This window comes from Streptomyces sp. NPDC041135, from assembly GCF_055592085.1.
On record NZ_JBVIYZ010000005.1, the window covers coordinates 297,577 to 317,735 of the forward strand.

At 72.8% G+C, this 20,159-nt stretch carries 17 protein-coding genes; 10 read left to right on the forward strand and 7 right to left on the reverse strand.

The window, feature by feature from the left end; translation table 11 throughout:
- Positions 1-167: 167 nt before the first annotated feature.
- Both ACZ6CZ_RS14870 and ACZ6CZ_RS14875 read left to right on the forward strand, forming a co-directional pair.
- On the forward strand, positions 168-920 hold the full coding sequence (locus ACZ6CZ_RS14870) for a helix-turn-helix transcriptional regulator (protein WP_469020533.1): 753 nt from the start codon (positions 168-170) through the stop codon (positions 918-920).
- Between the two features lie 118 nt (positions 921-1,038).
- The gene (locus ACZ6CZ_RS14875; RefSeq protein ID WP_469019847.1) at positions 1,039-1,452 is read left to right on the forward strand and encodes a VOC family protein; all 414 of its coding nucleotides are present in this window, start codon (positions 1,039-1,041) and stop codon (positions 1,450-1,452) included.
- Positions 1,453-1,772: 320 nt separating this feature from the next.
- On the opposite strand, the gene ACZ6CZ_RS14880 is transcribed toward ACZ6CZ_RS14875, so the two are convergent.
- Positions 1,773-2,195 (reverse strand): secondary thiamine-phosphate synthase enzyme YjbQ, encoded by a 423-nt coding sequence (locus ACZ6CZ_RS14880; protein WP_469019850.1) that lies wholly within the window; start codon positions 2,193-2,195, stop codon positions 1,773-1,775.
- 94 nt (positions 2,196-2,289) lie between these two features.
- Between ACZ6CZ_RS14880 and ACZ6CZ_RS14885 the strand changes: the two genes are divergently transcribed.
- Positions 2,290-3,366, forward strand: a complete 1,077-nt coding sequence (locus tag ACZ6CZ_RS14885; protein ID WP_469020536.1) for an NAD(P)-binding domain-containing protein — start codon at positions 2,290-2,292, stop codon at positions 3,364-3,366.
- Positions 3,367-3,459: 93 nt separating this feature from the next.
- Here ACZ6CZ_RS14885 and mltG read toward each other — a convergent pair whose 3' ends face one another.
- Entirely contained in the window at positions 3,460-4,431 is a 972-nt protein-coding gene (gene mltG / locus ACZ6CZ_RS14890) for an endolytic transglycosylase MltG (protein ID WP_469019852.1), read from the reverse strand.
- Positions 4,432-4,474: 43 nt separating this feature from the next.
- Positions 4,475-6,277 carry an ABC transporter ATP-binding protein gene (locus ACZ6CZ_RS14895; protein ID WP_469019855.1) on the reverse strand — a complete coding sequence of 601 codons (1,803 nt, stop codon included), beginning with the start codon at positions 6,275-6,277 and terminating at the stop codon, positions 4,475-4,477.
- 114 nt (positions 6,278-6,391) lie between these two features.
- Here ACZ6CZ_RS14895 and ACZ6CZ_RS14900 point away from each other — a divergent pair, with 114 nt between their 5' ends.
- Positions 6,392-6,841 (forward strand): MarR family winged helix-turn-helix transcriptional regulator, encoded by a 450-nt coding sequence (locus ACZ6CZ_RS14900; RefSeq protein WP_469019859.1) that lies wholly within the window; start codon positions 6,392-6,394, stop codon positions 6,839-6,841.
- 49 nt (positions 6,842-6,890) lie between these two features.
- Here ACZ6CZ_RS14900 and ACZ6CZ_RS14905 read toward each other — a convergent pair whose 3' ends face one another.
- Both ACZ6CZ_RS14905 and ACZ6CZ_RS14910 read right to left on the reverse strand, forming a co-directional pair.
- Positions 6,891-8,660: a peptide-N4-asparagine amidase gene (locus ACZ6CZ_RS14905; RefSeq protein WP_469019861.1), complete on the reverse strand. Its 1,770-nt coding sequence runs from the start codon at positions 8,658-8,660 to the stop codon at positions 6,891-6,893.
- Positions 8,661-8,759: 99 nt separating this feature from the next.
- Positions 8,760-9,479: a L,D-transpeptidase family protein gene (locus ACZ6CZ_RS14910; protein ID WP_469020539.1), complete on the reverse strand. Its 720-nt coding sequence runs from the start codon at positions 9,477-9,479 to the stop codon at positions 8,760-8,762.
- Positions 9,480-9,853: 374 nt separating this feature from the next.
- Here ACZ6CZ_RS14910 and ACZ6CZ_RS14915 point away from each other — a divergent pair, with 374 nt between their 5' ends.
- The 4 genes from ACZ6CZ_RS14915 (at position 9,854) to ACZ6CZ_RS14930 (ending at position 14,772) form a co-directional block, all read left to right on the forward strand.
- Positions 9,854-11,881, forward strand: a complete 2,028-nt coding sequence (locus ACZ6CZ_RS14915; RefSeq protein WP_469019863.1) for an ABC transporter ATP-binding protein — start codon at positions 9,854-9,856, stop codon at positions 11,879-11,881.
- Positions 11,878-13,659 carry an ABC transporter ATP-binding protein gene (locus ACZ6CZ_RS14920; RefSeq protein WP_469019867.1) on the forward strand — a complete coding sequence of 594 codons (1,782 nt, stop codon included), beginning with the start codon at positions 11,878-11,880 and terminating at the stop codon, positions 13,657-13,659. The genes ACZ6CZ_RS14915 and ACZ6CZ_RS14920 overlap by 4 nt, the downstream gene beginning before the upstream one ends.
- Before the next feature lie 333 nt (positions 13,660-13,992).
- Entirely contained in the window at positions 13,993-14,463 is a 471-nt protein-coding gene (locus tag ACZ6CZ_RS14925) for a DUF5709 domain-containing protein (protein WP_469019869.1), read from the forward strand.
- A gap of 42 nt (positions 14,464-14,505) precedes the next feature.
- A complete protein-coding gene (locus ACZ6CZ_RS14930) occupies positions 14,506-14,772 on the forward strand; it encodes a type B 50S ribosomal protein L31 (RefSeq protein WP_469019871.1) in 267 nt (88 codons plus the stop codon).
- A gap of 17 nt (positions 14,773-14,789) precedes the next feature.
- Here ACZ6CZ_RS14930 and ACZ6CZ_RS14935 read toward each other — a convergent pair whose 3' ends face one another.
- Positions 14,790-15,584, reverse strand: coding sequence for a metal-dependent hydrolase (locus ACZ6CZ_RS14935; protein WP_469019874.1), 795 nt, complete (start codon positions 15,582-15,584; stop codon positions 14,790-14,792).
- 145 nt (positions 15,585-15,729) lie between these two features.
- Here ACZ6CZ_RS14935 and ACZ6CZ_RS14940 point away from each other — a divergent pair, with 145 nt between their 5' ends.
- Both ACZ6CZ_RS14940 and ACZ6CZ_RS14945 read left to right on the forward strand, forming a co-directional pair.
- Entirely contained in the window at positions 15,730-18,243 is a 2,514-nt protein-coding gene (locus ACZ6CZ_RS14940; protein ID WP_469019877.1) for a DEAD/DEAH box helicase, read from the forward strand.
- 19 nt (positions 18,244-18,262) lie between these two features.
- Positions 18,263-19,129: an acyl-CoA thioesterase gene (locus tag ACZ6CZ_RS14945; protein WP_469019880.1), complete on the forward strand. Its 867-nt coding sequence runs from the start codon at positions 18,263-18,265 to the stop codon at positions 19,127-19,129.
- A 16-nt stretch (positions 19,130-19,145) separates the two neighbouring features.
- Here ACZ6CZ_RS14945 and ACZ6CZ_RS14950 read toward each other — a convergent pair whose 3' ends face one another.
- Positions 19,146-20,090 carry a DUF6397 family protein gene (locus ACZ6CZ_RS14950; RefSeq protein WP_469019882.1) on the reverse strand — a complete coding sequence of 315 codons (945 nt, stop codon included), beginning with the start codon at positions 20,088-20,090 and terminating at the stop codon, positions 19,146-19,148.
- Between the last annotated feature and the right edge of the window lie 69 nt (positions 20,091-20,159).

The window sequence follows — 20,159 nt, forward strand, 5'->3', positions numbered from 1 at the left end:
GGGTATGCGTACAACTGCGTACGCACGACGGCCGATGACAGGGGGACGACGGAAGACGGACGACGCCGGCACAAAGGGCCGGGACCGCTGGAGAGGAACACGTGGGACACGGGTCGGACAGGCCGGCACCCGGGGCACAGGGGCTCGACCGGGCGTACGAGCGCCTGATGTCGGTCGCGGTGGCGGCGCTCCACGAACGCGACCCCGAGCGCCTCTGGCCGCTGCTCGCCACCGCCCTGGCCGACCTGTGCGGGGGTGAGGCGGTGATCCACAAATTGGACGAGTGGAGCGAGGAGGAGGGCACGGTCGGCGTCTCCCCCGGTGCCGCCGCCGCGGAGCTGGAGCGGCTCGGTGCGGCGGGGCTGGGTCTGCTGCGCGCGGGGTATCCGTTCGCCCGGCACTACGCGCGCCGGCCCGCCCGCACGCCCGTCACCGCGCACCGCGCGGCGGGACGGGCCTGGCCCGTGAGCGCGACGGCCCGGCTGCTCGACGCGGTCCTGGACGTGGACCACGTGATGGGCGTCCCGCTCCCGGCGACGACGCTGCCGGTCACCGGCTGTCTCGTCTACCGTTCCGGCGCGGACTTCACCGACGACCACCTCCGGGTCGCCGAGCGCGCGCAGCCGCTGCTGGCCGCGGTCGAACAGCAGCGGCAACTGCTCACCCGGTGGCGGCGATCGCTGCCCGCGGACGGCACGCCGGACGCGCGGGCCGCGGACTGCGCGCTGACGCCGCGCGAGACGACCGTCCTGCTCCTGCTCACCGAGGCCCTGACCGCCGACGCGATCGGCCGCCGCCTGCGGATCTCGCCCCGCACGGTGCACAAGCACGTCGAGAACATCTACCGCAAGCTCGGCACCCGCGACCGCGTCGGCACCGTGCTGCGCGCCCAGCGGCTCGGCCTGGTCCCGGGGCCGTGACACACGTCCGCGCGCCGGGTCCGTAGGGCCGGTACGCCGCCGCTCCAGGAGGCGGTCGCCGGGGTCCCGCGTTACGGTGCCCGCGGACGACCTTCTGACCCCCTCCAGGGAGGTTCGCATGGCCTCGCGTCTCAATCCGTACCTCAGCTTCGACGGCACCGCCCGGCAGGCGCTGGAGTTCTACCGCGACGTCTTCGGCGGCACCCTGGCCGTCAACACCTACGGCGACTTCGGCCACCCGGACAGCGGGCACGCCGAGCGGATCATGCACGGCATGCTGGAGACCCCGAGCGGTTACACCCTGATGGCCGCGGACCTGCCGCCCGGCACCGACCGCGTCGCGGGCACCGACATCGCGCTGAGCCTCAGTGGCGACGACGAGGCCGAGCTGCGCGGCTACTGGGAGAAACTGTCCTCGGCCGGCTCGGTCTCCATGGCGCTGGAGAAGCAGATGTGGGGCGACGTCTTCGGCATGTGCACGGACCCGTTCGGCGTCTCGTGGCTGGTGAACATCGCCGGCACACAGACCTGACGCCCCGTCGGCCCGGCGCCCCCACCGGGCGGTGATCCGGCGGGGACGACCTCAGCCGAGGGAGAGCGAACCCAGCGCTCGACGGCCCTGACAGGGCGCTCCGAACGGGCAGTTCTCCTCACCGGCACCCCGCTGGAGGTGTTCGGGCCCCTGACCGGCTCCGTGCCCGCCGCGACGCGGCCGAGCATGGTCGACGAGTTCTCCCGGGCCGCCCAGGGGGCCGTCCTCGCCGCACAGATCGGGGCAGGCGGCGTCGGCCTGAGGCCGTCGGCTCAAGTGGTCGGCCCAGCCGGTGCGGCCGCGCCCAGGGCGGCCCTTGCTCAGCCCAGGAAGCTGAGCCGCACCTGACGGTCGGGGTTGTCCTTGTTGGTGTCGACCAGGCACACCGACTGCCAGGTGCCCAGCTCCAGCCGTCCGCCGATCACCGGCAGGGTGGCGTGCGGGGGGACGAACGCCGGCAGGACGTGGTCGCGGCCGTGGCCGGGGCTGCCGTGCCGGTGCTGCCAGCGGTCGTCGGCGGGCAGCAGGGTGTGCAGGGCGGCCAGCAGGTCGTCGTCGCTGCCGGCGCCGGTCTCGATGACGGCGACACCGGCGGTGGCGTGCGGGACGAAGATGTTCAGCAGGCCGTCCCGGCCGCCCGCCGCCTCGCGCAGGAAGGCCTCGCAGTCGGCGGTGAGGTCCACGACCCGCTCCCGGGAACCGGTGGCCACGTTCAGGGTTCGCGTGGTGAAGGCATCTGGCATGCCCCCATCCTGACCCATACGCCGGCTTTCACACGTCACCCGGGCACCGGCAGGCGGCGGGAAGACCCACGGCCGTCCCGCTGTTGGCGTGGTCGTGAACGCTGCGCGCGAGGTCGAGACCGTCGTCGTGGGCGCCGGGCAGGCGGGCCTGTCCAGCGCCTACCACCTGCGCCGCGCCGGTTTCCAGCCGGACCGCGACTTCGTCGTGCTGGACCACGCCCCCGCCCCGGGCGGCGCCTGGCAGTTCCGCTGGCCCTCGCTGACGTACGGCAAGGTGCACGGCATGCACGCGCTGCCGGGGATGGAGCTGACGGACGCCGACCCGGCGCGGCCGTCGGCCGAGGTCGTGGGGGCCTATTTCGACCGCTACGAGCGCGCCTTCGACCTGCGGGTACGGCGTCCGGTGGACGTGCGGGCCGTGCGCGAGGGAGAGGCCGGCCGGCTGCTGGTCGAGACCTCGGAGGGTGACTGGTCGGCCCGGACGCTGATCAACGCCACCGGCACCTGGGACCGTCCCTTCTGGCCGCGCTACCCGGGGCAGGAGACGTTCCGGGGGCGGCAGTTGCACACCGCGCGGTACGCCGGGCCGGAGGAGTTCGCGGGGCAGCGGGTCGTGGTGGTGGGCGGCGGTGCGTCCGGGACGCAGCACCTGCTGGAGATCGCCCCGTACGCGGCCGCCACCACCTGGGTCACCCGGCGGCCTCCGGTATTCCACGAGGGCCCGTTCGACGAGGACGCGGGACGCGCGGCGGTGGCGCTGGTGGAGGAGCGGGTCCGGCAGGGGCTGCCGCCGCAGAGCGTGGTCTCCGTCACGGGACTGCCGCTCGGCGACGCGATCCGGCAGGGGCTCGCCGACGGGGTGCTGGATCGGCGGCCGATGTTCGACCGGCTCGTCCCGGACGGCGTGGAGTGGAGCGACGGGCGCCACGTGCGGGCCGACGTCGTGCTGTGGGCGACCGGTTTCCGGGCGGCCCTGGACCACCTGGCCCCGCTGCGCCTGCGCGAGCCGGGCGGCGGAATTCGGCTCGAGGGCACCCGGGTGGTCGCCGATCCCCGGGTCCACCTCGTCGGCTACGGCCCCTCGGCCAGCACCGTCGGCGCCAACCGGGCGGGACGCGCGGCCGTCCGGGACATCAGGCGGCTGACGGCGCGGGAGCCGGTCGCGGCGTGACGCCCCGGCGGGCGGCCGTCGCGGCGTCCGCCGGCCGGGACCGCGGGCACCGGCCCCGGCCCGCGGTGGGCACGGGGCAGGTGCGGTGCCGGATCACCGCGGGGGCCGGGTGAGCGGCTGGACGCCCGGCGAGCCCTGCGGACTCCCGCTCCCGTCCGGCTGTCCACTCCCCTGCGGCTGCCCGCTCCCCTCCGGCTGCTGTCCGCTCTGCTGCGGCTGTCCGCTTCCCTGCGGCTGCCCACTGGCCTGCCGGCGGGCATTGAACTCCGCGACGTTGCGCAGGTGCTCGTTGTAGTCGGCGGAGAAACGGGTGTCGCCGGGCTTGACCGTGACGAAGTACAGCCAGTCGCCCGGCGGCGGGTTGATCGTGGCGCGCATCGCGTCCTCGCCGGGGTTGTCGATCGGGGTCGGGGGCAGCCCCATGCGCTGGTAGGAGTTGTAGGGATTCTCGATGCTGGTGTCGGCCGCGGTGGTCGTCAGGGTCGTGCGGTTGAGCGCGTAGTTGATGGTGGAGTCCATCTGCAGCGGCATGCCGCGCTCCAGCCGGTTGAAGACGACCCGGGCCACCTTCCCCATGTCGGCCTTCGTCGCGGCCTCGGCCTGCACGATGCTGGCGATGGTGACGGCCTGGTAGACGTTCATGGCGTTGCGCTGCGCCCCGGCCGCGATCGGTGCCCCGCTGAACTTCCGGTTGGCGGTGTCGATCATGAACTGCAGCAGCGATTCGGGGGTCGCGCCCTCGGCGACGGGATAGGTCGCCGGGAACAGGTAGCCCTCCGGGTTGCCCTCGGCGTCGCTCGGCAGCTTCAGCGTGGCCTTGCCGATGGACTTCCTGGTGCTGCCGGACGGCAGCGCGAGGGCCTTGTCGATCGCGTCGTAGACCTGGCCCGCCCGCCAGCCCTCCGGGATCACCAGGGTCGCGGGCTTGGCTTCCTCGTCACTCCCCGGGCTCAGCAGCGGCACCGCCACGGCGGTGCCGGCCAGGACGGCGCCGGTCACGACGAGGACGAGCCTGCCCCTGCGCGTCAGTCGGATCGTCTTCCGCGGCCGAGTGTTCGTGTGCATGCGGGCACGGTAACGCGCACAACGTCACAAAAGCGGCATATCGTCAGCTCGTCGGTTCCAGTTGCGCGTCCCGCCGGACCAGCGCGGCGTACCGCCCGTCCAACTCCAACAGCTCCTCGTGCGTACCCCGTTCCGCGATGCGCCCGGAGTCCAGGACGACGATCTGGTCGGCGGCGCGGACGGTGGACAGCCGGTGCGCGATGGTGAGCGTCGTCCGGTTGGCCGACAGCGCGTCGATGGCCTCCTGGACGGCGTGCTCGGTGCGCGTGTCCAGGGCACTGGTCGCCTCGTCGAGGATGAGGACCGGCGGATCGCGCAGGATCGTGCGCGCGATGGCGAGGCGCTGCTTCTCGCCGCCGGAGAACCGGTGGCCGCGTTCACCGACGACCGTGTCGTAGCCGTCGGGCAGCGCGGCGATGTGGTCGTGTATCTGCGCCGCACGGGCCGCCGCGTGGAGTTCCTCGTCGGTGGCGTCCGGCTTCGCGAAGCGCAGGTTGTCGGCGACCGAGGCGTGGAAGAGGTACGTCTCCTGCGAGACGACGCCGACCGCGCGCGCGAGGGTGTCGAAGTCGAGGTCACGCACGTCGACGCCGTCCAGGGTGACCCGGCCGCCGGTGACGTCGTACAGCCGGGGCACCAGGTAGCCGAGGGTGGACTTGCCGGCGCCGGTCGGGCCGACGACCGCCAGGCTGCTGCCCGCCGGCACGGTCACGTCGATACGGTCGAGGACCGGGTCGCCCGTGCCGTCGTAGCGGAACTCGACGTCCTCGAAGCGGACCTCGCCCTTGACGCGGTCGAGGCGCACGGGGTTGTCGCGCTCGGTGATGTCGACGGGCAGGTCGAGGTACTCGAAGATGCGCTGGAACAGCGCGAGGGAGGTCTGGATCTGGACGCCCGTCGACAGCAGGCTCACGGCCGGGCGGAACAGGCCCTGCTGCAGCGAGACGAAGGCGACGATGGTGCCGAGCGAGACGTGCGGGCCGCCCGCCCGGAGGGTCATGCCGGCGGTCCAGTAGATGACGGCGGGCATCGCGGCCATGACGACGGTGATCACGGCCATCCGCCAGCGGCCTGCCATGTTCGACCTGACCTCGAGATCGACCAGGCGCTCGGACTCCGCGGCGAAGGACGCCGTCAGCGAGTCGGAGCGGCCCATGGTGCGGCCGAGCAGGATGCCGCTGACCGACAGCGACTCGGTGACGGTGGCCGCCATGGCCGCCATCTGCTTCTGGCGCTGGGTGGTGATCTTCTTGCGCTCGTTGCCGACCCGGCGGCTGATCCAGACGAACACCGGCAGCAGGAGCAGCGAGACGACGGTCAGGCGCCAGTCGAGGGCGGCCATGGCCACGATCGTGGCGACGACACCGGTGAGATTGGAGACCAGGGAGGTGGCGGTGGAGGTGACGGTCGCCTGCATGCCGCCGATGTCGTTGGCGATCCGGGACTGCACCTCACCGGTGCGGGTGCGGGTGAAGAAGGCCAGGGACATGCGCTGCAGGCGGCCGTAGACGGCGGTGCGCAGGTCGTGCATGACGCGCTGGCCGACGGTGGTCGAGATCAGCGTCTGCAGCACGCCGAAGACGCTGTTGAGCACCGCGCTGACGATCATGCCGAGGGCGAGCAGGCTCAGCAGACCGGTGCGGCCCTGCGGGATCGCGACGTCCAGGATCTCGCGCAGCAGGAACGGCGTGGCCACCCCGACGAGCGAGGAGGCGCCGACCAGCAGGCCGACGACCGCGAGCCGGCCGCGGTAGGGATGGAAGAGGCGCAGGATGCGGCGCACCTGCCGGGGCTGTTCCGTGCTCTCGGCAGGCGGGGTCCAGGAATTCTCACGGTCGGGATGCATGGGCTCCTACGGAGGTGCGGGGACGCCGGCGCGGACGCGGCCGGCGGCGGCTGACGGATCCTAGCTCATTGTTACCTAAGCTCACAATGAACTTCATCCTGATATTGTTCCCGCATGACCACCCCCGATCGCGACGGCGCGCTCGCCGAGCAGTTGCTGCGGCTGACCCGCCGGGTGCACCGCATCCAGAAGCACCATCTGGAGCAGCGCGACGTGGGCGTGACCCCGGCCCAGTCCCGCCTGCTGCGCACCCTGGCGCACTACGGATCGCCGCCGCGGATGGCCGACCTCGCCGAGCGCCTGGAGGTTGTGCCGCGCGCGGTCACGACGCTGGTCGACGCACTCGAGGCGGGCGGCAAGGTGTGCCGGGTGCCGGACCCGACGAACCGCCGGGTGACCCGCATCGAGCTGACGGACGAGGGGCGGGCCACGCTCCGGGAACTGCGCGGCGCCCGCCGGTCGGCCGCGGAGGAGATCCTCGCCCCGCTCTCACCGGAGCAGCGGGACGCGCTCGGCGGACTGCTGGACACGCTCATCGACGGTACGGCGGCCGGCCCTTGCTGAGCCGACCGGTCCCAGGTGCGGGTGCGGGAGGGATCAGTGCACGGGCTGTTCAGCAGCGGCTGAGGTCCCGCGTCAGGACGCCCTGGACCGTCGTCAGCGAACGGTCGTAGCAGCCGCCCGGGCCGAGGCGGCGGTAGCGCTCGCCCGTCGTGCCGACCGCGTGCCGCTGGTCGCGGGGCACACCGGTCGTGTACGCGGCATCGCCCCGGTAGGTGTCGTCGACCCGTGACCACGTGGTGCGCCGGCCGCCCCGATCCTCGGTGACGGCGGTGCGGTCGCCGAGGGTCAGCACGGTGCGCAGGCGGTCGTCGTCGCCCAGGGTGGTGGTGCCGTTCATGGTGTACGTCCGGTGCGTGTGCGCGGTCCGTGCCGGTCCCGGCCCGTCGGCCGTGACCGTCTCGTCGTCCGTCCAGACGGCGTCCAGGCCGTCGGTCGTCTCGCCGTCGTTCCAGCGGTGCGCGGAGGTGGTGGCCACGGAGCGGTCGACCGTGGTCGTGACGCGGCCGTGCGAGGTGTCCACGTATCCGGTGACCGTGAGCCGGTGCCCGGCCCGGGTGTCCACCCGGTGCTCGGCACCCGGTGTGTACACGGACGAGTCGACCGGCTCGGTCGCCGTGGCGCCCGTGAGCCCCCCGGTGAGGCGGCTTCTCCGGGCGTCCTGCCAGACCAGCACGTTCACCGGTGTGCTCCACCCGGCCTGGCCCTCCGGCACGCCCGCGACGGACACCTCGACGCGGTGCGGGTTCCCGTCGTCGAACAGCCCCGCGAACGGTGTGAGGTCGTACTCGATCGGCTGGACGTCGAAGGCGCGCGGAGCCGGAAGGACGTACCAGAGGTACGGGTTCGACCAGCCGCCGGTCCAGACGTGCGGGTACGGCGCCGCGATCCCGGCGAGCCGGCCGTCGACCGTGATTTGCACCTCGCGGTAGGGGCCGCGGTCGGCCTTGCAGGAGTACGGCGCCGGGTCCGCCACGGTCAGGTACCAGAACTCCTCGCAGCCGCCGCCGGACCCGGTGGCGTACACCTCGGCGACGATCCGCTCGCTGTTGCGCGGCGTGGTGAGGGTCGTGGCACCGCCGGCGGTCGCCGGCCCGTCGAGGGTGAGGACCCGGTCCGGGACCGTCGCGGCGGGGCGGCCCGCGTAGAAGGTCAGCGTGACCGTCACGTCGATGACACCGGTGTAGGTGTCGTCGACGACGTTCCCGATGAGCATCTCGACGTCCTGCGGGTCGCGAAGGGTGCCGCTGTAGCGCGAGACGTCCTTCTCGACGTGCCAGGCGATGCCGTCCGGCGAGGGTTCCGGCGTCGAGGTGCGCAGGATCTCGACGCCTCCGACGCTCACATGGCCGAGCCGGTCGTACTGCCGGCCGCGCACCGTGCCGTCGAGGCGCAGCACGACCTTGCTCCACCGGTCGCCGCAGCCGTGCGGTGGGGTGTACGTCCCGCGGTACGGGGTGAAGTCCTGGAACCGGGCCGCCGCGAGCGTGACCCGGCAGGACCTGGCGTGAACCGGGCGGTCGGGCGGCGGCACGGCGGTCACCGGGTCGTGCCAGTCGCTGCCGAATTCCGCGGGAACGTCGGCTCCGGTGGTGACTCGGGTTCTGCTGGTGCCGCGAGCTCCCGTGGCGAGGCCGGTTCCGGTGGCGAGGTCGGTTCTGCCGGTCACGCCGGTTCCGGTGGGGCCCTCGGTTCCGGTGCCGGCGTACGACCCGGCGGGGGCGTCCGCGGCCTGTACACCGGGCGCGCCGCCGGTACCGAGGAGCGCGCCCGCCACGAGGGCGGCACCGGCGAGCATGGACATGATAATCCGGCTACTCATGGCCGGTGTTCTACGGGCAGCCGGGCTCCGCCGCAATGAGGCCGGTGACGAATCGGCCGACCGGCGCCCCTCCTCCGGGCGCTCTGTCCCGCTCCGCCGTCAAGCACCCAGCGCCGCCCTGTCGCCCATCACGATCACCGGATGCCGGGCGGGGTCGAGCGAACGCAACAGGAACTCCATGGCCTCCTTGGAGACACTGACGCAGGCCGAGGTGCCGCTGCCGTGGTCCAGGTGCAGCCAGATACCGCCTCCCTTCTCGTCGCCCTCCGGGCGGGCCGGGTCGGCCGGCGGGCTGCCCGGCACACGGTTGTAGTCGATGGCGATGACGTGGTCGAAGTCGTGCCGGCGCGACGGACCCCACTCCCGCGGTGTCGCGTACGTCTCGGCGCTCCGGTCGTACGGCAGCCTGCTGCCCGGGTCCTCCAGCGCGCCGCCCGCGTCGGAGAGGGTGAACACGCCGACCGGGCTGCGCTCGTCGCCCATGCGGTGGTGGGCGGTCCAGCCCTTGCGGCCGTTGTGCGCGGGCCAGGTACGCACCCGCGTCCAGCGCACGCCCCGCCTGATGTAGAGCACGAGGGAGGAGTCGGGCGAGTCCTTCCGGTCGCCGTAGACGGCCACGACCTGGCGGGAGCCGGCCGGGATGCGCCGGGACAGCCGGTCACCCACTCCTGGGACTCGGGTGGGGTCCGCGGCGGGAGCGGTCGCACCATCGGCCCGGCCGGCGGCCGCGGAACCCCGGGAGTCCGGCCGGTCACCGTCGTCCCGGGCGGCCCGGTGCCCCGGACCACCGCAGGCGGTCAGGGCGGCCAGCAGGGTCATCGAGGCGGCCACCGCGGCCGTCGCACGCCGCACGCTCTTGGTCTGCACCGGCTCATCGTGGCACCGCGTCCGCTGCCGTCTCGCCGTCTTCCGGACGGCCACCCCCGATGGGGTGACGCCGGAGTGACGAGACTCTGGCCGGAAGTCGGCGGACCGCGCGAGCCGCCGGGAAAACCGTTTGATTTCGACCGCGCGGCGACGCGAACCTTTCACCGCCCGTAACCGCCGCTGCCGTACCCGCCCCGCTCCCGCCGGCCCCTCCCCGGCCCCCTCCCCGCTCCGCCACTCGCCTCTCCCCGTCCACTGCTTCCCCTTCTCCGCTCCAGCTCGCCTTCTCCGCTGTCCGATGTCGTCGACCGAGCCCCTGGGACGTCATGCAGATCCAAGACCTTCCGTATCCCGACCCCGGCGTGCCGGACGCGCGCTCGGGTCCTCGCTTCCTGTGGTGGCTGTGGCGCAACCAGCTGGGCGGCCAGCTGAAGGCGCTGGCCTGGGGCCTGCTGCACTTCGTCTCCGTCTCCGCGCTGCCCTTCTGCGTGGGCCTCGCGGTCCAGGCCGTCATCGACCGCTCCGGCACCCGGCTCGCCCTGACGGGCTGTCTGATGCTGCTGTGCGGAACCGGCATCGCCCTCGGCGACACCTTCCTGCACCGCACCGCCGTCACCAACTGGATCACCGCCGCCGCCCGCGTCCAGCAGCTGCTGGCCCGTCAGGCCGCCCACCTGGGCTCGGCGCTGACCCGGCGGGTGGCGGCCGGTGAGGTCGTGGCCGTCTCCACCGGTGACGTGGAGAAGATCGGCTGGTTCGTCGAGGGCGTCTCCCGCTTCACCGCGGCCGCCACCGCCGTCGTCGTGGTCTGTGCCGGCCTCCTCGTCTACCAGCCCGCCCTCGGAGTGGTCGTCGCGGTCGGGCTGCCCGCGGTCGCTGTCGCCGTCCTGCCCCTGCTGCCCCGGGCGACGCGCCGCGCCGACGTCCAGCGCGAGAAGGCCGGCCGGGCGACCGAGCTTGCTTCCGACACCGTCGCCGGACTTCGGGTGCTGCGTGGCATCGGCGGCGAGGAGCTGTTCCTCGACCGCTACCGCAGTGCCTCCCAGGACGTCCGGCACGCGGCCGTGCGCAGCGCCAGGATGTGGTCGCTGATCTCCGCCATCCAGGTGCTGCTGCCCGGGCTGCTGCTGATCGCGGTCGTCTGGCACGGCGTCCAGCTGGCCCGCCAGGGCCGGATCACCGTCGGCGAGCTGGTCACCGTCTACAGCGCGGTGATGATCCTCAACTACCCGCTGCGGCACTTCGAGGAGATCGCCATGGCGTACTCCTTCTCGCGTCCCTCGGCCGGCCGCGCCGCGCGCGTGCTGTCCCTGCGACGCACCACGGACGCCCGCGGCTCCGGGAACGCCGGTGACGCCCGGGACGCGGACGCCGGGGCACCGGCGGGTGACCTGTACGACCCGGCCACGGGTCTGCTCGTGCCCACCGGGCGGCTCACCGCCGTGGTGTGCGGCGACCCGGACGCGGCCGGACGGCTCGCGGAACGGCTGGGCGGCCACCCCGCCGAACCGGGTCCCTCGGTGCTGCTCGGTGGCGTACCGCTGGACGACCTCCCCCTCGACTCCGCCCGCACCGCGGTCCTCGTCCAGGACAAGGACCCGGTCCTGCTGTCCGGCTCCCTGCGCGACCTGCTCGACGTGCCCGCCTCCGGGGCCGTGCATGCCGAGGAGGCGCTGTCCGCCGCGCAGTGCGGGGACGTGCTGGACGCGCTCGCGCAGGGGTCGCTGGGCGCCGACGATCCGATGGACGCCCGGATCACCGAGCGCGGACGCTCCCTGTCCGGCGGCCAGCGCCAACGGCTCGCCCTGGCCCGGTCCCTGATCACCGACCCCGAGGTGCTCGTCCTGGACGAGCCGACCTCAGCGGTGGACTCCCACACCGAAGCGCGGATCGCGGAGGGGCTACGGCGGTTGCGGTCGGGCCGCACGACGGTGGTCTTCACCTCCTCCCCCCTGCTGCTGGACCGCGCGGACCGGGTCGTCCTCGTCCTCGAGGGCGAGGTCGCGGCGGTCGGGGCGCACCGCGAACTCCTGCACGGCGATCCCCGGTACCGGGCGGTCGTGACCCGGGAGACCGAGGACGAGACCGTCGGCAGCCGACCGGGTGAGCGGGTGAGCGTGGCCGCGGGCACCGGTGCCTTCGCCGGTGAAGGCACCGGCCTCGGCACGCGCGCCGAGGCACCGCGAGCTCCCCGGGAGGCGCTCGACGGACCGGAGGAACTCGGCGCACTCGGCGGACTCGATGCACTCGATGCACTCGATGCACTCGATGCACTCGATGCACTCGACGAAGGTGCCGAACTCGACGAAGCCGCTGAACTCCAGGAACTGGAAGAGATCGAGGAGAGCGCATGATCGGCGTTGCGCCACCTGCGTACGACCCGGCGGCACCGACGACGGCCACCACCCTGCCCGTCGGCTCCGCCGCCACCGTCCGCGCCTACGTGGCCGAGCTGTTCCGCCGCCACCGGCGGGCCTTCCTGCTCCTCATCGGTGTCAACACGGTGGCCGTGGTCACCTCCATGGTGGGCCCCTACCTGCTGGGCGGACTCGTGGAACGGGTCTCCGACGGCGCGCGCGAGGTGCATCTGGGCGCGACCGTCGGGATCTTCGTGCTCGCGCTGGCCGTGCAGGCCGTGTTCGTGCGCCAGGTGCGGCTGCGGGGTGCCATGCTCGGCGAGCGGATGCTCGCCGACCTGCGGGAGGACTTCCTCGTCCGGTCGGTCGGGCTGCCTCCGGGCGTACTGGAGCGGGCCGGCACGGGTGACCTGCTGTCCCGGATCACCACCGACATCGACCGCCTGGCCAACGCCATGCGCGAGGCCGTGCCCCAGCTGTCGATCGGAGTCGTGTGGGTGCTGCTGCTGCTCGGCGGGCTCGTGGTCACCGCTCCGCCGCTGGCGGCCGCGGTGCTGATCGCCGTGCCCGTGCTGGTGGCGGGATGCCGCTGGTACTTCAGACGGGCGCCCTCCGGTTACCGCTCCGAGGCCGCCGGGTACGCCGCCGTCGCCGCCGCGCTCGCGGAGACCGTGGACGCGGGTCACACCGTCGAGGCCCACCGCCTCGGCGGCCGCCGCATCGCGCTGTCGGAACGGCGGATCGAGGAGTGGACGGCCTGGGAGCGCTACACCCTCTGGCTGCGTTCGGTGCTCTTCCCGGTCATCAACACCGTGCACCTCCTGGTGCTGGGCTCCGTCCTGATGCTCGGCGGCGCGTTCGTCCTGCACGGCTGGGTGAGCGTGGGCGAGCTGACGACGGGCGCGCTGATCGCGCAGATGCTCGTGGACCCGGTGAACCTGATCCTGCGCTGGTACGACGAGGTGCAGGTCGCCCAGGTCTCGCTGGCCCGCCTCGTCGGAGTGCGCGAGATCGAGCCGGAGGCGGCGGACGCCTCGGTGGCTCCCGAGGGGCGCGAGGTGCACGCCGACCGGGTGCACTTCGGCTACCGCGAGGGCGTCGACGTGCTGCGCAAGGTCTCCCTGGAGGTCGCGCCCGGCACCCGGATGGCCCTGGTCGGCCCCTCGGGGGCGGGCAAGTCGACCCTGGGCAGGCTGCTGGCCGGCATCTACGCCCCCCGGGACGGCCGGATCACCCTGGGCGGCGCCGAGCTGTCCCGGATGCCCGCGGAACGGGTGCGCTCGCACGTCGCCCTGGTCAACCAGGAGCACCACGTCTTCGTCGGCTCCCTGCGCGACAACCTCCTGCTGGCCCGGACCGACGCGTCCGACGCCGAGCTGTGGGCAGCCCTGGGCGCGGTGGACGCGGACGGGTGGGCACGCGCGCTGGACGACGCGCTGGACACCGAGGTCGGTTCCGGCGGGCAGGCCCTGACCCCGGCCCAGGCCCAGCAGATCGCGCTGGCCCGGCTGGTGCTGGCCGACCCGCACACACTGGTCCTGGACGAGGCGACCTCGCTCCTCGACCCGCGCGCGGCACGCCATCTCGAACGCTCCCTGGGCCGGGTCCTGGACGGCCGCACGGTGGTCGCCATCGCCCACCGGCTGCACACCGCCCACGACGCCGACGTCATCGCCGTCGTGGAGGAGGGCCGCATCAGCGAACTGGGCAGCCATGACGAGCTGGTCGCGGCGGACGGCGCCTACGCGGCGCTGTGGCGGTCCTGGCATGGCTGAGCGGCCTGGCCGGGGTCCGGTTGCCGCCGGGGAGCGGGCCGGCTCGGGTCCGGTTGCCGCCGGGCGGCGGGCCGGCGCCCCGCTGGTGCGTCCCGGCACCGGTGGGCCCAGGCCCGCTCGCGCACGCCACCGGTACGGGCCGGGCAGGGTGGCCGCGGTCGCGGGCGGGCGGCTGTGCCGTTGCGCGCCCCCGAAGCGGGGTGGAAGGGTGGATAGCGGCACCGGCTCGGGGAGCGCGCGTGAGTCCTCCGGTTCGCGCCGGGTCAGACGCGTGCAGACGGCTCGCCGCACGCCACGGCGACAACGGGCCGTCCCCACCACCTGGAGGTATCCGTGGACAGCGCCGACGGATGGGGAGACGACGTATACCAGCCCGACAGTTCCGAGATCCAGGACGACTCGGGCCTGCTCGACGTGGAGGACACTCTGGACTCCGACGACGTCAACGATCCGATGGACCGCGGCTGGTCCCCTCCGGAGCGGCCGCTGGCGGTGGAGCACACCGGTGTGACGGCCGCGGAGCGGCACCGGGGCGAGACGCTGGACCAGCGTCTCGCCGAGGAACTGCCTGACCCGGGTGTGCCCGGCGGCGACGGCATCGGCGACTGCCAGGACACCGACGGTGAACCGCTCGACAACGAGGTCGGCGCCCTGCGCTCCGGCCGGCTGGTCGCCCCCGACGAAGGCGCCCACGACGACGAGGAGAGCGCCCTCGTCGCCACCGACGTCGGCATCGACGGCGCCGCCGCCTCCGCCGAGGAGGCCGCGATGCACGTCGTCGACGAGGACGCCCTGTACACCTGACGCCCACGCCCCCTGTCCGACCACCCCGCGCGAGGAGCCGCCATGCAGCAGGACAAGCACCCCGAGTACCGCTTCGTGGTCTTCCGCGACCGTGCCGCCGGGTACGCCTTCCTGACCCGGTCCACCGCGAACAGCGAGCAGACCATCGAGTGGGACGACGGCGAGACCTACCCCGTGGTCGACGTGGAGATCTCCTCCGAGAGCCACCCGTTCTACACGGGCAAGGCCCGCACGGTCGACGCCGAGGGCCGCATCGCCCGGTTCGAGCGCCGGTACGGCGGGGCGGGCTCCGGTGCGCAGTCCGGCTGAGCCGTCCGGTCCGCGCCTCAGATCACGTTGAGAGCGGCCGCGCAGCCCACGCCTCCGGCCAGCATGAACACGGGCATCAGCACCTTCACCTCGATCCAGCTGCCCGCCCGGAAGCGCATCGCCTTCGGCGGTCCCAGCGGGTACCAGCGCTTGCGACCGACCGGGATGGGCCACAGGATCGGGCAGCCGGAGACCGTCAGCGCGTCCCCGATGTCGTGCACCAGGGCGCCCAGCACGACCGGCAGTCCCAGCCACAGGTAGCTCTGTTCCGGCGCGGTGAACAGCCAGTGGGAGCCCCTGCCCGGCTCGTCCAGGATGCCCGCGATGATCCATGCCGTGGTCGCCGCCAGCAGCCACACCAGCACGTCGCTGCTGGAACCCCGGGCGGCCCGCCACAGCAGGCCCTCGATCGCCAGCACCAGATGCACGAAGAGGATCGCCAGTACCGCCCAGCGGCCTCCGCCGACCGCCGCCCCCGAGCAGCCCGCGCCCAGCAGGACCGCCCACAGCCAGGTGTGGGTGAGGGTGCGGTGGCCGCCGGCCCGGCGCGGGTCGCCCTGCTTCCTGGTCGCCTTGTAGACGGCGTAGGACAGCTTGTCCACGACCTCGCAGATCCAGCGCGAGAGCGGCCCGAAGGACCGCGAGATGGTGGCCGCCTTGTGGTCCAGGTCCGGGGTGAGCGCGGCACCGGCACAGATCAGGGCTCCGGCGAGGAGGACCGGCCAGGGCATCGTGTGTCCCGCGGCCGCGGCGGCCGCTCCGACGCCCAGCCAGGCCGCGGCCCCCGACAGTGAGTGTGCTGGTCCCATCATGGCCGCTGTCCGCCCCGTTCCTCGTGTCACGCCGACCAGTTGACCTGGTGCGCCGGCGCCGCCCCGGCGACACAGCGTAGCGGTCATGATCGTCGCGCTCGCAGCCGATTCCCTCCTGGGCGGCAAGGCCAGGCAAGATGGGTGCGTGACCCTCATCGATCAGCTCCCGCCGACCGCCGACCCCGACGCCCTCTACGAAGCCTTCGAGTCGTGGGCCCAGGAGCGCGGTCTCACCCTCTACCCCCACCAGGAGGAGGCGCTGATCGAGGTGGTCTCCGGGGCGAACGTGATCGTGTCGACGCCGACCGGTTCCGGCAAGTCCATGATCGCCGCGGGTGCGCACTTCGCGGCGCTGGCCCGGGACGAGGTCACCTTCTACACCGCTCCGATCAAGGCTTTGGTGTCGGAGAAGTTCTTCGAGCTGTGCAAGCTCTTCGGCACCGAGAACGTCGGCATGCTCACCGGTGACGCCTCGGTCAACGCCGACGCGCCCGTGATCTGCTGCACCGCCGAGGTACTGGCGTCCATCGCGCTGCGGGACGGCAGGAACGCCGACGTCGGCCAGGTCGTGATGGACGAGTTCCACTTCTACGCGGAGGGTGACCGCGGCTGGGCCTGGCAGATCCCGCTGCTGGAGCTGCCGCAGGCGCAGTTCATCCTGATGTCGGCCACTCTGGGCGACGTCTCCTTCTTCGAACAGGACCTCACCCGCCGCACCGGCCGTCCCACCTCGGTGGTGCGCTCGGCCACCCGCCCGGTGCCGCTGTCGTACGAGTACCAGCTCACTCCGCTCACCGAGACCCTCACCGAGCTGCTGGAGACCAAGCAGGCGCCGGTGTACATCGTGCACTTCACGCAGGCGCAGGCCGTGGAGCGGGCCCAGGCGCTGATGAGCATCAACATGTGCTCGCGCGAGGAGAAGGACCGGATCGCCGAACTGATCGGCAACTTCCGCTTCACCACGAAGTTCGGCCGCAACCTCTCCCGGTACGTCCGCCACGGCATCGGCGTCCACCACGCCGGGATGCTGCCCAAGTACCGGCGCCTGGTGGAGAAGCTCGCGCAGGCCGGCCTGCTGAAGGTCATCTGCGGCACCGACACCCTCGGAGTGGGCGTCAACGTACCCATCCGCACCGTGTTGTTCACCGCCCTGGCCAAGTACGACGGCAACCGCGTGCGCACCCTGCGGGCCCGGGAGTTCCACCAGATCGCGGGCCGGGCCGGCCGGGCGGGCTTCGACACGGCGGGCCTGGTCGTGGCGCAGGCGCCGGAGCACGTCATCGAGAACGAGAAGGCCCTGGCCAAGGCGGGCGACGACCCGAAGAAGCGCCGCAAGGTGGTGCGCAAGAAGGCGCCGGAGGGCTTCGTCGGCTGGACGGAGAACACCTTCGAGAAGCTGATCACGTCGGAGCCGGAACCGCTGACCTCGCGCTTCCGGGTCACGCACACGATGCTGCTGTCGGTGATCGCCCGGCCCGGCAACGCCTTCCAGGCGATGCGTCACCTGCTCGAGGACAATCACGAGCCGCGCAAGCAGCAGCTGCGGCACATCCGGCGTGCCATCGCCATCTACCGCTCGCTGCTCGACGGCGGCATCGTCGAGAAGCTCGACACGCCGGACGCCGAGGGCCGCATCGTCCGGCTCACGGTCGATCTCCAGCAGGACTTCGCGCTCAACCAGCCGCTGTCGACGTTCGCGCTCGCCTCGTTCGAGCTGCTCGACCCGGAGTCGCCGTCCTACGCGCTCGACATGGTGTCCGTCGTCGAGTCCACCCTGGACGACCCGCGCCAGATCCTGGCCGCCCAGCAGAACAAGGCGCGCGGCGAGGCGGTCGCCGCGATGAAGTCGGACGGCGTCGAGTACGAGGAGCGCATGGAGCGCCTCCAGGACGTCACCTACCCGAAGCCCCTGGAAGAGCTGCTCTTCCACGCCTACGACACGTACCGCAAGAGCCACCCGTGGGTCGGCGACCACCCGCTGTCGCCGAAGTCGGTCGTGCGCGACATGTACGAGCGCGCCATGTCGTTCACCGAGCTGGTGTCGCACTACGAGCTGGCCCGCACCGAGGGCATCGTGCTGCGCTACCTGGCCAGTGCCTACAAGACCCTCGACCACACCATCCCGGACGACCTGAAGTCGGAAGACCTGCAGGACCTGATCGAGTGGCTCGGCGAGATGGTGCGCCAGGTCGACTCCAGTCTGCTGGACGAGTGGGAGCAACTGGCCAACCCCGAGGAGATGACCGCGGAGGAGGCGCAGGAGAAGGCCGACGAGGTGAAGCCGGTCACCACCAACGCCCGCGCTTTCCGCGTCCTCGTCCGCAACGCGCTGTTCCGCCGCGTGGAGCTGGCCGCCCTCGACCAGGTCGACCAACTCGGCGAGCTGGACGCGGAGTCGGGCTGGGACGCGCAGGCCTGGGGCGAGGCGATGGACAAGTACTGGGACGAGTACGACGACCTCGGCACCGGCCCCGACGCGCGCGGCCCCAAACTGCTCGTGATCAAGGAAGAACCGCAGCACGGTCTGTGGCGGGTCCGTCAGATCTTCGACGACCCCGCCGGCGACCACGACTGGGGCATCAGTGCGGAGGTCGACCTGGCGGCCTCCGACGCCGAGGGCCGTGCGGTCGTCCGGGTCACCGATGTCGGTCAGCTGTGAGCACAGGAGAACATCACCCATGACGAATCCGGCCGAGAGGCTCGTCGACCTGCTCGACCTGGAGCAGATCGAGGTCAACATATTCCGCGGCGCGAGCCCGCAGGAGTCCCTGCAGCGGGTCTTCGGCGGCCAGGTGGCGGGCCAGGCGCTGGTCGCCGCCGGACGCACCACGGACGGCGAACGCCCCGTGCACTCGCTGCACGCGTACTTCCTGCGCCCGGGGCGGCCGGGCGTGCCGATCGTGTACCAGGTGGAGCGCGTTCGCGACGGCCGGTCCTTCACCACCCGCCGGGTCACGGCCGTCCAGCAGGGCCGCACGATCTTCAATCTGACCGCCTCCTTTCACAAGCCTGAGGAAGGACCGTTCGAACATCAGCTGCCGCCGGCCCGCGAGGTGCCGGACCCCGAGGCGCTGCCGACGGTGACCGAGGAGGTCCGCAAGCATCTGGGCGCGCTGCCCGAGCAGTTGGAGCGGATGGCGCGCCGCCAGCCCTTCGACATCCGGTACGTCGACCGGCTGCGCTGGAACGCCGAGGAGATAGCGGGGGCGGAGCCGCGCAGCGCGGTGTGGATGCGTGCGGTGGGGCCGCTGGGTGACGACCCGCTGGTGCACACCTGCGCCCTGACCTACGCCAGCGACATGACGCTCCTGGACGCCGTGCGCATCCCGGTGGAACCCCTGTGGGGGCCGCGCAACTTCGACATGGCCTCGCTGGACCACGCCATGTGGTTCCACCGCCCGTTCCGCGCCGACGAGTGGTTCCTGTACGACCAGGAGTCCCCCGTCGCCACCGGCGGCCGCGGTCTGGCCCGCGGGCGCATCTACGACCTTCAGGGGCGCCTGCTCGTCTCGGTCGTGCAGGAAGGCCTGTTCAGGTCCCTGTGAGCACGGGGCCCCCGGTTCAGGTCGTCCCGGGCCGGGGGCTTCCGCGGCGCAGCCAGGACAGCAGTCCCCGGGCCGGGCCGGTGGCCGGCGGCTCAGCGGTGGCGGCACCGGGCTGCGCCTGCGGGACCGCGGCGGGTTTTCCGTGCCGCTGCGCCGCTGCCCGGCCGTGCCGCGGAGTGGGGCGTGGGGCGGGGCCCAGGGCGCGCGCCTCCTCCACCGTGCGCGCCAGCTCGTGCCGCAGCCAGGTCCGCTCATCGGGGTCGTCCGCCGTCATGAGCTGTTCGGCCAGGTCCGCCGCGGGTGTCCCCGGTGTGCCGTGGGTGGGCGATCCCGGCCGGAACCGGTTGACCTGCGCGCGCTCGTGGGGGTCCGTGACGACGTCCGCCACGTCCATCGGGGCGAGGAAGGCGGCGATGACCCCGGCGTGCGCCCAGGGCTGCTCGGACCCGCGCAGCAGGAATCCCAGATGGCGGCCGCGCCAGTTGCGGGCCCGCAGGTCCAGGCCCGTGGCCAGCTGGTCGCGCAGCGTTTCGGGCGTGCGACCGGTGAGCAGGAACGCGTTCTTGTCGTCGCGGGCGAACTCCCGCAGTTCCTCGGCCAGATACAGCCACACGACGGCCCGGTAGCGGTTGAGGTAGAACGTCACCGGCGTGACCAGGCCCAGCCGTGCCAGGCGGGTGAACCTGCCCGCCGGCACGTTCATGAGGGCCGCGGCTTCCGCGCTGCCCACTGCCCTGACCTGTTCGCGCAGCGCGTCGGGGAAGCCCGTCCGGGAGCGCAGCCGCTCGATCTCGGCGCGCTCGACCCGGCGGCCGCCCCCGCCTCCGTCGTCGGGCACGGTGCGGACCCGGCCGAGGTGGACGGCCAGGTCGAACTCGCCGCGCCTGAGGCCCAGTTCACGTGCGGCCCGGCCGGGCGTCCAGGTGAGCGGGCGGGCTGGGGTCATGGTGCTGCCGGACATGGTGGTTCTCCCCCGTGGAGTCGGTGGCCCACGCGGTCTGCGGTGGCCGTGGAAAAACCGTAGCCGGTC

Coding starts and splice junctions, on each gene's coding strand:
- ACZ6CZ_RS14870 (WP_469020533.1), top strand. CDS start 168: ATGTCGGTCGCGGTGGCGGCGCTCCACGAACGCGACCCCGAGCGCCTC.
- ACZ6CZ_RS14875 (WP_469019847.1), top strand. CDS start 1,039: ATGGCCTCGCGTCTCAATCCGTACCTCAGCTTCGACGGCACCGCCCGG.
- ACZ6CZ_RS14880 (WP_469019850.1), bottom strand. CDS start 2,195: ATGCCAGATGCCTTCACCACGCGAACCCTGAACGTGGCCACCGGTTCC.
- mltG (WP_469019852.1), bottom strand. CDS start 4,431: ATGCACACGAACACTCGGCCGCGGAAGACGATCCGACTGACGCGCAGG.
- ACZ6CZ_RS14895 (WP_469019855.1), bottom strand. CDS start 6,277: ATGCATCCCGACCGTGAGAATTCCTGGACCCCGCCTGCCGAGAGCACG.
- ACZ6CZ_RS14900 (WP_469019859.1), top strand. CDS start 6,392: ATGACCACCCCCGATCGCGACGGCGCGCTCGCCGAGCAGTTGCTGCGG.
- ACZ6CZ_RS14905 (WP_469019861.1), bottom strand. CDS start 8,660: ATGAGTAGCCGGATTATCATGTCCATGCTCGCCGGTGCCGCCCTCGTG.
- ACZ6CZ_RS14910 (WP_469020539.1), bottom strand. CDS start 9,479: ATGACCCTGCTGGCCGCCCTGACCGCCTGCGGTGGTCCGGGGCACCGG.
- ACZ6CZ_RS14915 (WP_469019863.1), top strand. CDS start 9,854: ATGCAGATCCAAGACCTTCCGTATCCCGACCCCGGCGTGCCGGACGCG.
- ACZ6CZ_RS14920 (WP_469019867.1), top strand. CDS start 11,878: ATGATCGGCGTTGCGCCACCTGCGTACGACCCGGCGGCACCGACGACG.
- ACZ6CZ_RS14930 (WP_469019871.1), top strand. CDS start 14,506: ATGCAGCAGGACAAGCACCCCGAGTACCGCTTCGTGGTCTTCCGCGAC.
- ACZ6CZ_RS14935 (WP_469019874.1), bottom strand. CDS start 15,584: ATGATGGGACCAGCACACTCACTGTCGGGGGCCGCGGCCTGGCTGGGC.
- ACZ6CZ_RS14945 (WP_469019880.1), top strand. CDS start 18,263: ATGACGAATCCGGCCGAGAGGCTCGTCGACCTGCTCGACCTGGAGCAG.
- ACZ6CZ_RS14950 (WP_469019882.1), bottom strand. CDS start 20,090: ATGTCCGGCAGCACCATGACCCCAGCCCGCCCGCTCACCTGGACGCCC.